General features: G+C 46.0%; 12 protein-coding genes and 1 riboswitch. All 12 genes read left to right on the top strand.

All coding sequences use genetic code 11. The features are described from left to right. The first annotated feature begins 5 nt into the window (after positions 1-5). The 12 genes from ABGV42_RS02825 to ABGV42_RS02880 all read left to right on the top strand — a co-directional run bounded on the left by ABGV42_RS02825 (position 6) and on the right by ABGV42_RS02880 (position 12,439). Positions 6-1,832 carry an ATPase, T2SS/T4P/T4SS family gene (locus tag ABGV42_RS02825; RefSeq protein ID WP_347380281.1) on the top strand — a complete coding sequence of 609 codons (1,827 nt, stop codon included), beginning with the start codon at positions 6-8 and terminating at the stop codon, positions 1,830-1,832. Beyond that, positions 1,822-3,888: a hypothetical protein gene (locus ABGV42_RS02830; RefSeq protein ID WP_347380282.1), complete on the top strand. Its 2,067-nt coding sequence runs from the start codon at positions 1,822-1,824 to the stop codon at positions 3,886-3,888. Before ABGV42_RS02825 ends, ABGV42_RS02830 begins: the two co-directional genes overlap by 11 nt. A 65-nt stretch (positions 3,889-3,953) precedes the next feature. Next, entirely contained in the window at positions 3,954-4,439 is a 486-nt protein-coding gene (locus ABGV42_RS02835) for an ABC transporter permease (RefSeq protein WP_175399029.1), read from the top strand. A 16-nt stretch (positions 4,440-4,455) separates the two neighbouring features. Next, positions 4,456-4,854 carry a hypothetical protein gene (locus ABGV42_RS02840; protein WP_347380283.1) on the top strand — a complete coding sequence of 133 codons (399 nt, stop codon included), beginning with the start codon at positions 4,456-4,458 and terminating at the stop codon, positions 4,852-4,854. After that, complete coding sequence (locus ABGV42_RS02845) at positions 4,851-5,402, top strand: hypothetical protein (protein WP_347380284.1); 552 nt, start codon at positions 4,851-4,853, stop codon at positions 5,400-5,402. The genes ABGV42_RS02840 and ABGV42_RS02845 overlap by 4 nt, the downstream gene beginning before the upstream one ends. Beyond that, positions 5,389-6,384: a hypothetical protein gene (locus tag ABGV42_RS02850; RefSeq protein ID WP_347380285.1), complete on the top strand. Its 996-nt coding sequence runs from the start codon at positions 5,389-5,391 to the stop codon at positions 6,382-6,384. Before ABGV42_RS02845 ends, ABGV42_RS02850 begins: the two co-directional genes overlap by 14 nt. Before the next feature lie 137 nt (positions 6,385-6,521). Next, positions 6,522-8,072 (top strand): ABC-F family ATP-binding cassette domain-containing protein, encoded by a 1,551-nt coding sequence (locus ABGV42_RS02855; RefSeq protein ID WP_347380286.1) that lies wholly within the window; start codon positions 6,522-6,524, stop codon positions 8,070-8,072. Positions 8,073-8,182: 110 nt separating this feature from the next. Next, a riboswitch (TPP riboswitch) is annotated at positions 8,183-8,292 on the top strand. Between the two features lie 308 nt (positions 8,293-8,600). After that, a complete protein-coding gene (locus ABGV42_RS02860) occupies positions 8,601-9,164 on the top strand; it encodes a thiamine phosphate synthase (RefSeq protein ID WP_347380287.1) in 564 nt (187 codons plus the stop codon). A 28-nt stretch (positions 9,165-9,192) separates the two neighbouring features. Next, a complete protein-coding gene (gene thiO, locus ABGV42_RS02865) occupies positions 9,193-10,422 on the top strand; it encodes a glycine oxidase ThiO (protein WP_347380288.1) in 1,230 nt (409 codons plus the stop codon). Further along, entirely contained in the window at positions 10,419-10,622 is a 204-nt protein-coding gene (gene thiS, locus ABGV42_RS02870) for a sulfur carrier protein ThiS (protein WP_347380289.1), read from the top strand. Before thiO ends, thiS begins: the two co-directional genes overlap by 4 nt. Before the next feature lie 3 nt (positions 10,623-10,625). Continuing rightward, positions 10,626-11,393: a thiazole synthase gene (locus tag ABGV42_RS02875; RefSeq protein ID WP_347380290.1), complete on the top strand. Its 768-nt coding sequence runs from the start codon at positions 10,626-10,628 to the stop codon at positions 11,391-11,393. Continuing rightward, entirely contained in the window at positions 11,390-12,439 is a 1,050-nt protein-coding gene (locus ABGV42_RS02880; RefSeq protein WP_347380291.1) for a ThiF family adenylyltransferase, read from the top strand. Before ABGV42_RS02875 ends, ABGV42_RS02880 begins: the two co-directional genes overlap by 4 nt. Positions 12,440-12,543 lie beyond the last annotated feature (104 nt).

The raw sequence follows: 12,543 nt of genomic DNA on the forward strand, positions 1-12,543 counted from the left end.
CTCCAATGCTCTGGAATACGATAGGGATCAGTTTCATTTTGATAGCGGTTTTGACATACATCTGGATCAAAACGAAAACATTCAATCGGCAAAAAATTGCAGGAACTCCTGAACGAGAGGCATTCACGATTGAAATGTTAACTGAACAGGTGAAGAACTCGCTGCATGAATTAAGTCATAGTCAGCTTGCTGATATCGGTCTACATGAAGAAGAATATCGAAGAAGAATCAATCAGCGTGCCGAGATGAGAAAAGCACTAAAAGGCTGCGTCTCTGGCAGCATTAGTGACAAAACTTATGTAAAAAACCTGATCGGTGATTTGCTCACTCGAAATATAGGTCTGAACAAGACCAATGTGGATGAAGTCATCCTTTTTGCGGAGCCCGAGTTGTTATCCGTTCAAGATCAGTTTGAGATTGTCTTTTACCTCTACCGTCAGCAATTCGGCGTTGATGCCTTGTCACGATTAATTGACACGTACGATCTGGGCAGGCTCCGATTGGAGGATGGTGCTGAGGATGGCGGTGGATATTATATTTCCGAGGAAGATATCCGGTACGTATTTGAATGCGAATACCGTGAGCTTGGATTTAGAGAAAAAACGGATATTATCGTCCAGCGAATCTACCAGCATTACAAGGGCTTCTCGGTTGTAGATGAAATCAGAGACCAGCGAATTGACGGGGTTAGCGGGGGAGTTAGCGGTATGCTGGATGCCATGCAGGATATGGGAGTTCAGCACCCAGCTTCCTGGAATGATCTGTTGGAAGATGGCTTTGAGGATACACCAGTGGAGGTTCCGTTAAGTGGTATGGAAAGTGTTTGGATTTTCTACAAAGGGAAGTCGATCCATCTTTCATTTCTATCGTTCGGCAGTATCCGGGAACTGAAAAGGGTTTGTCAGAATATTTATAAATACAATTACCCTGGTCAGCTGTCGGAAGCGAATGGATATAAAGTCAACGAAATGAAGGATGGCTCTCGCGTAGTTGTGGTAAGGCCTCCTTTTGCAGAGTCATGGGCTTTTTTTGTCCGTAAATTCGACATTCCCAATGCCTCGCTTGAGCAATTGATAACTGGAAAGAATGCGGAACTGCCAATCACGTTGTTGCAGTACCTCATGAAAGGAAGCCGCATTACGGCTGTGACAGGTGCACAGGGATCGGGTAAAACGACGCTGCTGATGGCGATGGTCAAGCATATTTATGCCTCATACACCCTGCGTGTACAAGAGATGGCATTTGAGCTGCAGCTGCGTCGAATCTACAGCCGTCGTAATATTTTGAGCTTTCGGGAGACGGAACATATTTCAGGTCAACAAGGACTGGATTTGCAGAAAAAAACGGATGGAACAGTCAATATACTTGGCGAGGTTGCAAGTGATGAGGTTGCTGCCTGGATGATTCAAATGTCGCAGGTTGCCAGTTTGTTCACCCTGTTTACCCATCATGCCAAGACGTTCCGTGATTTGGTATTCTCACTCCGAAATTCTTTGCTCAAAACAGGCATGTTTCAACATGAGCACATCGCCGAGGAACAGGTCGTCAGTGTCATCAATTTTGATGTTCATATGAAAAAGGATCCAGAAGGACGCAGGTACATCGAGCGAATTACAGAGTGCTTGCCCCGTGCCGATCAGGTGCACAGTGTAGAAGAACGTGCAGGATTTGCTTTTCGGAATGTGATCGAATTTAAGCAGGGCAAATATGTGGTGACCGCGCCCCTTTCCACAAGCAGCATCATGGATATGCGGGACCATATGACTTTGCAGGATGCATCACAGTTTGAACAATTTATCGAGCAGTACTGGGGTGATATGCATGACAACTAAATCGTGGCTTATCATTCTGCTGGCTGTATGCATATCCGGACTGGTGGTTACGCTCCTAATTCTCAATTTCTATCTTAAGAGAGGAAAGGGGGCGAGCAGTAGAGCCGCTGGAGCACCAACTCCTACTGTCCATCGAACGGTATGGATGAGGTCATTCCTGCTGCAGTCCTACCGCTGGGGAATGAAGGTGCCTCTGCTATCATCCTATATCTATCTCATTCAGAAGCGGATTTCTTTCAGACATGTTGGAGACGAAGCATCATTACGTCGTATGACCATGACTGTTGTTCTGGTCGTTGCCGGGGGATACGGTAGTATTAGTATCGTGCTGTTTTTAATGCAACCGGGTATTGCTTTCGTCATTTTGTCCGTACTTTGTGCTGTCGTGATCAATAGCCTTGTTGTGGACTTGTGGCTAAATCGTACGGAGAAGCGGCTTCTGGTCCACATGCTGGACCTGTTTGCGGATGTGCGGCATCGATATCATCAGCACGGAATGATTGAAGAAGCACTCTATGAAGCTGGAGAAGCAGGCGTGGGTGAAGCAGCCGATCAGGTGCTGCTGATCTATGAGGCACTGACATCGCCAGATCCCAATGAAGCGTTGGAGAGATATTACGAGATAGCCCCCAATCGCTTTCTGAAGGCTTTCGCTGGCATCTCCTTTATGGTCATGGAGTTTGGTGATAAGGATCGGGCTCAAGGTTCAATCTACCTGAAAGGTTTGGGAAACCTGACTCAGGAAATCCACTTGGAAATTTTGAGGCGGGACAAGCTGGATTACCTTTTAAAAGGGTTGAATATGATTGCACTGGCTCCGGTATTGTTTACCGCTCCCATCGAACGCTGGGCGAGAGGCAGTTTTCCGACCATGGATGAGTTTTACCGCAGCAAGCTTGGATTTATAACCAAAATATCAATCTACATCATCATTATCCTGGCCTATTTGCTGTTGCAGAGACTTCAGCAATATGATGAAACTCGATTCCGGTCAGGGCGCAAACTTTCCATGATGGACCGTTTTTTATACAACCAGAGATTCATTCGTAAATTGGCCATGTTGTTTGCTGCCAAACCAGGAAGTGCTAACTACACCCAGACTGTTAGGTTGATGAGGGAGAGCAGCGCCGAATTGAAATACGAGTGGCTGGTAATCCGCAGACTGATGTTGTTTGTGTGCTCATTTGCTCTGGCGATCGGTTGTATATTACTGCTTCATCATATCGAAAGAAATCACATTCTATTCGACCCTGTAAGAGATGACCGAATGTTTGGAGCGATGGCCGAAGCGGAACTGAATCAGGCTGCTGAAAAAACAGCTTTGGACCGAGAGGTAATGGAACGGTTAGGAATGAAACGTGGAACTAGCTACGATGATGTGTTTAACACGCTACAACAGGTTTCCCCCATCCCCTTGGACTCCGACACGCAAACTGAAACGAGTCTGCGCATTATTCAAAAGCTGGAGGTATACAACAAGCAGTATTTGCACTGGTGGGAACTGCTGATTGCCATTTTTATCGGTGCAGCCGGATATTACATGCCGATTTGGCTCATGATGTTTCAGCGTAAAATGCGCAGCATGGACATGAGGCATGAAATTTACCAGTATCAGACGGTAATCTCCATTTTGCGTGAGATGGATCGGATGTCCGTTGAAGAGATTTTGGAATGGCTTAATCGATTCGCTGTCATTTTTAAACGTCCATTGCAAAAATGTCTATTGCACTTTGAGCACGGGCCCGAAAATGCGCTTGAGCAACTGAAAGAGGATGCGGGCTTGCCTGAGTTTCAGCGTTTGGTGGACAAACTGCAGCTTGCACTCGGTAAAATATCAATTCGTGAAGCATTTGATGATCTGGACAGTATGATGGCATTTTATTTTGATCAGCGGAAGCAGGAGTATACCCGAATGATTGATGTAAAAGCCTCATGGGGCAGAATGATTGGTTTCACCCCGATGTATGCCCTCATTTTTCTCTACCTGGTGATCCCGCTTGTCGGTATGAGCTTCTTGCAAATGAACATTTATTACGAACAAATTCAGAAACTGTAGTGTTTCAGGTTGAACCTGTTCAGTCTGATATACAATTTTTTATCAAAATATAGGAGGTTTTTAATATGAACAATGCTTCAAGTGCTTTAAAGGTAGCAGCAGGGATCTTTTTGACGATTGCCCTTATTACAATTGTGGTGCTGTTGTTTATTTCTGCTCAGGAGGCGACCAAAACGGCGCAAAACAACTTTGCGGACATTCAGACAGAATTGTCGCAGGCAGCTTTTACGGTGTATGACGGGACAACGATCAGTGGGTCTCAAGTTACTAACGCGCTGCGTAAATATGCGGACAAAGATCAATTTGGTATCCAGGTCATTACAGGAAAAAACAAGGGTGGTCAGTGGTATGGCAATGAATTAAACATTTCCCAGGACATTAACAATGCGGATTACGGTTCGGTCATCGCTCCAGATAGCAAAGTGGGCAGTATTAACCAGACCATGAGCGAGAAGGACAATCAGTACGTTAACCCAAGTGGAAAGTTCAAGGCAGTTATCGTTAAGGACAAGTCAAATGTGGTCAGAGGACTAATCTTCCAGCAATCCTGACAGGAGTTGGTTTCCATTGTCAAAAAATACACAGCAACTCATGTTGTTTTGTACCGCCATTGTCCTGTTTGTAACAGCCTGTCTGTATGGACAACAAAGCGTTAGCGTATTGGCCAGTGCTTTGAGTTCCAGCATGCACACGAATGAAGACATGGAAGGAAGAATCAATACGACATTAAGTATAAGCAAACCACTCCGTTACAGCGGAGCTGAAGTGTTACATACGGTAAGACAAATGACTGGTACAGCGGTCGAACTGCAGGTAGACGGGAAGACATATACGATAGACCCGCTTATCAACAGAAGTGCGACCATACCTGTTCCTGTATCCGCGTCCTATAGGCCGGAGTTTATAAGGAATGATAGCGGAGAATTGCTTATGATTGCGTTTTGGAAGGAGGCCAGTATCAATTGATAAATGCTGTATCCAAGCTGCTAGCAGTTATGCTGGCAGTACTTCTGCTATATGTATATCCGACGGCGGAAATTGCAGATCGACAAGACGATATAGCGCGAATGACCACATATCAGACGGTTACCCGTTTTGTGGATTCGGTCAGAACGAAAGGTTACATTTCTCCTGGAATGTATGCCGAATTTGAAGAGCAGCTGGCACGAACAGGCAATGTTTATGAGATTACGATTGAACACCTGCACAAAAAATATGTCCCTCACTACACGGATCCTGTGGATCAAAGTACATTTACAGGAACGTACGAGACGGTACAGGATGCATACTACTCAGCTCAAATCCTAGAAAAAATGTTCCCTGTCTCGGGAACGTACGCAGCCGATGATCCACGCCGCAGATATACACTGACCATAGGTGACTTTTTCACGATTACACTTAAAAATACCAATCGCACACCGGCCATGCTGATTCGCGAGTGGCTGAATGGTACAGCCCCTGCAGCAGCAGTGTTTACCAGTTATGGAGGCATGGTTCTTAATGAAGATTACTGATTTGTCCATTGTGTTTGTTCTAATATTTTTGCCTTTCTTTTGGATCGTTTCTCGTCATACTCAAGATGCGGAAGACGCCCAGGTTCTAAGTCAAAGGTATAGATCGGCCCTCCAAACAGCGGTATTGGATGCTGGAACCGTCATGCACCAGAATGAGAAGCAAAACAGTGAAGCGGGTTATGATTCCACCAAATTCGTAAAGGCAGATAAAGAACTGGCACTGCAGACATTCACTCAGACGATAGCCTTAAATATGGGCATATATGATGATCCTCATGCGATACAAGCACTGTTCGATTATATACCCGCCATAGTTGTACTTGATTACGATGGGTATTATATCTTGGCTAAAGAAGCAGAGATGACTGGTGAGACTGATGATTCGTACCACCAGGTATGGAGTCCTAAAATGCCCTATACATATTCAGATGCAGACGGGAGCAGCATTAATTTTACACTCGACGGTTACGTGTATGCATATGATGCCATTCAGGGTAAATGGATGGAAGGTTTTCAAAGCGAACTTGCTTCGACTACTGGGATACCATTGCTGCAAGATTCAGATTCGTTTGAGCAGGTCAGACAAACTTGTATCGTCATGAGCGTACAGGAGAAGCTCGCCGAAGTCATTAATCGGCATAATGAGTTTGCAAGAAGAAATGGGATATCCTATACGTTTACCCTGCCTCTTATTTCACAGGAAGATTGGTACAATACGATTACGGATACGGGTATCATGGCCTTTATTCAGGGTTTGCCTGTAGGGAACCAGAAGGTGAATACATATGCCATTGGTGGCGGCCGGTTGGTTAAAAAAACAGCAGTGATCGGAGGTGTAGACCCTTCTACCGGCATTAAGTATTATTATCCAGCAACCTGTCAGACCAACTTTCGGGCCGAAGAAGTCTTTACTGATACGAAGCAGGCCGCGGCGGCTGGGTATTTTGAATATAATTGTTACATTAACGAAGTCGTTCACTGAGAAGGGCAGCTGCGCTATTACATTACTTTCAGAAAAGGCGGGTCCTGTGCTAAAATAGGGGTTCAGTTCAGAACTTGACCGGTATCAACAATACCGAATAAAAAGTAATGTTAAATAGATAGGAGCAACCTCATCTTATGAGTCTATTGTCAGTAGAGAACGTCAGTCACAATTTTGGAGACCGTACGTTATTTAAAAATGTATCTTTTCGTTTACTTGCGGGAGAGCGGGTAGGCCTGGTCGGGGCAAACGGTGTAGGAAAGTCCACTTTAATGAATATTTTGACTGGAAAATTGCTGAAAGACAGCGGGAAAGTGGAGTGGACACCAAAAGTTCGTTACGGATATTTGGATCAGCATACCAAGCTGACTCCTGGTAAAACCATCCGTGACGTATTAAAAGATGCCTTCCTGCCACTACTCGAGCTGGAAAAAGAAATGATGACCATTACAGACCAGATGGCTGATGCGGACCCCGATCAGCTGGAAAAACTGCTGGAAGAAATGGGTGAAATCCAGGAACAACTGGAGCAGGGTGATTTTTATCTGATCGATGTAAAAGTGGAAGAAATGGCGAACGGCCTCGGCTTGTCCGCGATTGGGCTTGATCGTGACGTTGCTTCACTAAGTGGAGGACAACGGACCAAAGTACTGCTCGCCAAGTTGTTGCTGGAGAAACCGACGGCCCTTTTACTGGACGAACCAACGAACTACCTGGACGTGGAGCACATTGAATGGCTGACACGTTATTTGAAAGATTACCCTTATGCATTTATCCTGATTTCACATGATACGGAATTTATGAATGAAGTCGTTAATGTTATTTATCATCTGGAATTTGCTAAATTGACGCGTTATGCCGCCAACTATAACAAGTTTCTCGAAATGGCTGATATGCAGAAAGCACAACATATCGATGCTTATGAGAAACAGCAGGAATATATCAAGAAACAGGAAGATTTCATTCAGCGTAATAAGGCCAGAGCCTCCACTTCCGGGCGTGCCAAAAGCCGTGAGAAGCAACTGGGCAAGATTGAACGAATCGATCGCCCGGATGAAGCAGCAAAACCGACATTTAAATTCAAAGATGCCCGTGCCAGCAGCAAAACTGTGTTTGAGGGAATTGATTTTGAGATTGGTTACTCCTACCCTTTGCTGCCTAAAATGACAATGACAATCGAACGTGGTGAGAAAATAGCCATTGTTGGATGTAACGGTGTTGGTAAGTCGACACTTCTTAAGACCATATTAGGCAAGATACCGCCGATTAGTGGTAAAACGTTCCTGGGAGATTATCTGGAGACGGCTTATTTTGAACAGGAAGTCCGGGCTGGGAATATTACGCCTATTGAAGATGTATGGAACGAATTCTCCCACCTGACGCAGAACGAAGTACGAGGGCATTTGGCCCGGTGTGGTTTGAAAAACGAGCATATTACCCGTCCGCTGAGTGCACTTAGCGGGGGAGAACAAGCGAAAGTCCGCTTGTGCAAGCTTCTGATGCGTGAAAGCAACTGGATCCTGTTTGATGAACCGACGAACCATCTGGATGTAACAGCAAAAGCGGAGCTAAAACGAGCTTTGCAAGAGTTTAAAGGTACAGTTTTGCTCGTTTCCCATGAACCTGAATTCTATCAGGATTGGGTCACCAAGACATGGGACGTTGAAGCCTGGTCTGAGAAAAACTAGGTGTTACGAAGTGCGGTAAGTGCTTTTTATTCAAAACATCATTAACATTGGTTTTAAAAAATCGACGGTGACAAAAAAAGGTGTCTATGGTAACATAGGCTACAACTTCATACGATCACTAGGGGGGCCGCTCGTTGCGGCTGAGATGGAATAATGCGATTCCGGACCCTTTGCACCTGATCTGGATTATACCAGCGTAGGGAAGTGGCGCGTTTTAGTTAATGACATGGGCCAATTGATATTCGATTTTGTAGCGAATGTGAATGCTCACTAGTGGAACTTGCAGGTATCTCGTATATGTGACGGCTATAATCTAATAGCTTGTATACCTGACAACTGGCATGTAAAGCTCATTTAACTAACAGGACATATTATCGCGGCCACTCCCCTAAGGGAGTGGCTTTTTTGTAGTTACATATTGTGACGGTAAGGAGGGGAATTCAAACGGATACCTCTAATGCACGTGGGAATTCATTTTCATTTGAACTGCATGCTGTTTCGCCAGGGTTAGGGGATGAACAACGTTTCGTGAAGACTGCACAAGCTGTATGGCCTTGGTTTGACTATATCCACATTCGGGAGAAACATCTAACGACTGAGCAGAAAATTCAATGGGCCTACAGTTTGCTAAACGCAGGAATTCCAGCTGACAGGATCGTGATCAATGGTCTTAGTGAGCTGAACAAGTTGGATACACATCTATTCATTCAAAGGATTCATTGGGGGCAGTACAACGTGGCAGCTACTCAAGGTAGCAGCCTGAACAATAACGATCGATTTCGTCTCGGTGTTTCGGTTCATTCTCTTAACGAAGCAAGAGAGGCTGAAGAACGGGGAGCGGATTACCTCTTTTATGGTCATGTATTTTCTTCCGCCAGCAAACCTGGAATCAAGCCGAGAGGACTATCTGCACTTACAGAGGTATGTTTAGCAGTTTCCATTCCCGTCATCGCTATTGGCGGCATTGAACCGGCAAACATAGCTGCTGTACGTGCAGCCGGAGCCAAGGGAGCTGCGGTTATCTCATCCGTATGGGCTAGTGATAATCCGGAATCCGCAGGAACTGCCTTAAGGCAGGCTATTGGTCGCTAGAATATGAATGAACCGAGGAGGTGAATGAATGAGCGAAGAAGTAAGAGGCCGAAGAAGAAGTGGTAGCCTTTACCGAAATGGAGCAGCTTTTGCAAGCCAAATACGCGGAGAAATCCGGGGTAAACTTCATGCGGAAACCATTGTAGTGGGGGGCGGTATTATTGGTTGTGCCATAGCGTATGAGTTAGCTTCACGAGGTGAAGAAGTGATCTTGATTGAGCGTTCCCGTATTGCAAGTGAGACGTCTAGTGCGGCGGCGGGCATGTTAGCTGCAGACAGCGAGGCATTCCATACTACTGTGATGTCGAAGCTTGCACGTGAAAGCAGAACATTACTGCATCAACAAAAAGAACAGCTTCATCTGCTTAGCGGTATTGAAATGGGTCTCCAGCAGCATGGATTTGTTACACCATTTCGTAACGAAGACGAGATGAACAAGTATCAAGATACAAGGTGTGCTGATTCGCTGACAGAGCAAATCTGGTGGGATCATTCCATTCTTCATCGTGAAGCCCCATGGATAAGCGGAAAGACTTACGGAGCTCTGTATAGAGCTTCAGAAAGTGAGCTTCTTCCTGTCAACCTGGCACGTGCCTATGCCGGGGCTGCTCAAACCCTGGGAGCCAAAGTAATAGAAGGTGTACAGGATGTAAGTCTAACTGCGGACGCGAATGGAATCCAGGGTGTGGAGACATCCATTGGAAGAATGACGTGTAAACATGTTGTTGTCGCAGTAGGCTTACAGGGTGGAGAAATGTTGAAACAGGTAGGTCTTCAAATGCCGATTATTCCGGTGAAAGGTGAAATCGCAGCAATTCAATATGCAGAACATGATGCAGATTACAGACCTGACAAGACGGTCTATGCAGATAATGTATACATTGTTCCCAAAGCAAATGGAGAAGTCTGGATTGGAGCTACCAGTTTACCGGGTCGTTCGGACCGGGTCGTTACTGTGGAAGGAATACAAGAACTGCTCGCTTCCGCAGCAAGCTGGGTCCCTGGAATTCAGCAAGCCCAGTTCCTACGCGCGTGGGCAGGGGTCCGACCTGCAACCCCTGACGGTTTGCCTTATCTAGGAGCTTGTAACAGCATTCCAGGGTTGTATACTGCGTTTGGACATTATAGAAACGGTATCTTACTGAGCGCAATAACCGGCAGCCTGATGGCTGATTTGATTGCTGGCCATTCTTCCGAAGAACTCGGCATAGATGAATTGTGTCCGGAGCGTTTAAGCAGAAAGGAGATCATACATTGAACATCATCGTAAACGGGCAGAGCATGAAGGTTGATGACGAACTGAATCATGTGGATCAGTTGCTGCAATCCTTTAATTTGCAGGTGAAAACCGTGGTGGTTGAGTTAAACCGTCAAATTTTGATGAGGGAGCACCACGCCTCGACCGTATTAAGAGACGGAGACCGAATCGAGATCGTACATTTTGTGGGAGGCGGTTAAAACATGCTGAAAATAGGACATCATTCATTTCATTCTAGATTGTTATTGGGTACCGGCAAATTTGAAGATTTGGACGTACAGAGTCAAGCGGTAGAAGCATCAGGAACCGAAGTGTTGACTTTTGCCGTACGACGTCTGAACTTGGAAGAGCGGGGTAAACGCCACTTCCTCGATACACTTGATTTGAAGCGATACACATTACTTCCGAATACCGCGGGTGCTTCCAATGCAGAAGAGGCGGTCCGAACTGCTGAACTTGCCCGGGCCTCAGGACTTTGTGATATGATAAAAGTAGAAGTGATCGGAGATGGAATCACACTGCTACCAGATCCGATCGAAACGTACAAGGCTTGCGAGATCCTGCTGGAAAAAGGATTTATCGTATTGCCTTATATTTCGGATGATGTGATTTTAGCCAAACGGCTGCAACTGCTTGGGGTTCATGCTGTCATGCCAGGTGCTTCACCGATTGGAGCAGGAAGAGGTATTATCAACCCGTACAACCTGGAAATTATAATAGAGCAAGCGGTTGTTCCTGTAATTGTGGATGCAGGATTACGTTCCCCCAAAGATGCAGCTTATGCCATGGAGCTGGGGGCAGATGGTGTGCTGCTGAACACGGCCGTGTCCGGCTCGGGGAACCCTGTTACAATGGCAAAAGCGATGCGGATGGGTGTTGAGGCGGGCAGACTGGCTTATGAAGCAGGTATGATACCCGTTAAGCGTTATGCGGCAGCCAGCAGTCCGGCGGAAGGAATGGTTCATACATGATAGAAGAAACAAATTCAACCGAGCAGAGCGATCGTTATTCCAGACAGGAACGATATGCTCCGCTTGGCAAGGAAGGTCAACGGAGACTGAGCAACAGCAGAGTCGTTATTGTGGGGGCTGGTGCACTGGGAACCGGAATAGCGGAGACGCTGGCCCGATCAGGAATTGGACATATTACGATTGCAGACCGGGACTATGTGGAATGGAGCAATTTGCAGCGGCAGCAGCTTTATGTTGAACAGGATGCTGTTCAGCGAATGCCCAAGGCGATGGCAGCCGAAAAACGCCTGCTCGATATCAACTCCTCGATTGTCATCGAAGGCAAGATGATGGATGTCCGTGCAGACGAGTTGGAGGATTTAATTCAAAATGCAGATCTCATCATGGATGCCACAGATAATTTTGATACAAGGCTGCTAATTAATGACATGTCCCAGAAATATCGCATACCCTGGATTTATGGAGGATGTGTAGGGAGTTATGGAATCACGTATACGTTCCTGCCCGGGGATACCCCTTGTTTAAACTGTTTACTCGGCGAGGTCCCGCTCGGCGGAGATACATGCGATACATCGGGGATCATCCCGCAGGCTGTGCAGATGGTAACGGCGAATCAGACAGCAGAAGCGATGAAGCTTCTTAGCGGTAATGAGGGTGCGCTGCGGCGTAAGCTGTTGTCGTTTGATGTATGGCGGAATGAATACATATCCATTAACGTGGATGGAGCCAAGAAAGCAGATTGTCCTTCCTGCGGAAATGCAGCTACATTTCCTTACCTCTCCGCTGCCAATCTGGAGAAAACCGATGTTTTATGCGGTAGGGATACGGTACAGATTCGCCCATCTCGTGCAATGAAGCTGAATCTTCAAGAGACGGCAGAGCGACTGAGCAGGCTTGATGAAGGATCTGTGGAAGTCAATCCGTTCCTGATCTCTTTTACCACAGGGGCACATCGGCTGGTTATTTTTCAGGATGGACGTGTTCTGGTTCATGGAACGAAAGATACTGCTGAAGCACGTACACTCGTTCATCGATACTTCGGTTAAATCATTGGATGTTTTCCCAAGTCTGTTCCCTGTAGGGGAATGGACTTTTTCATTTTACGGCATGCTAAACAAACAACAGATTGCTGTCCTTCAGGTGGAAATGA

The organism is Paenibacillus pabuli, assembly GCF_039831995.1.
GTDB lineage: Bacteria > Bacillota > Bacilli > Paenibacillales > Paenibacillaceae > Paenibacillus > Paenibacillus pabuli_C.

Bases quoted from the DNA above. Each gene is read 5' to 3' on its own strand.
- ABGV42_RS02825 (WP_347380281.1), top strand. From the start codon at position 6: ATGCTCTGGAATACGATAGGGATCAGTTTCATTTTGATAGCGGTTTTG.
- ABGV42_RS02830 (WP_347380282.1), top strand. From the start codon at position 1,822: ATGACAACTAAATCGTGGCTTATCATTCTGCTGGCTGTATGCATATCC.
- ABGV42_RS02835 (WP_175399029.1), top strand. From the start codon at position 3,954: ATGAACAATGCTTCAAGTGCTTTAAAGGTAGCAGCAGGGATCTTTTTG.
- ABGV42_RS02850 (WP_347380285.1), top strand. From the start codon at position 5,389: ATGAAGATTACTGATTTGTCCATTGTGTTTGTTCTAATATTTTTGCCT.
- ABGV42_RS02855 (WP_347380286.1), top strand. From the start codon at position 6,522: ATGAGTCTATTGTCAGTAGAGAACGTCAGTCACAATTTTGGAGACCGT.
- thiO (WP_347380288.1), top strand. From the start codon at position 9,193: ATGAGCGAAGAAGTAAGAGGCCGAAGAAGAAGTGGTAGCCTTTACCGA.
- ABGV42_RS02875 (WP_347380290.1), top strand. From the start codon at position 10,626: ATGCTGAAAATAGGACATCATTCATTTCATTCTAGATTGTTATTGGGT.
- ABGV42_RS02880 (WP_347380291.1), top strand. From the start codon at position 11,390: ATGATAGAAGAAACAAATTCAACCGAGCAGAGCGATCGTTATTCCAGA.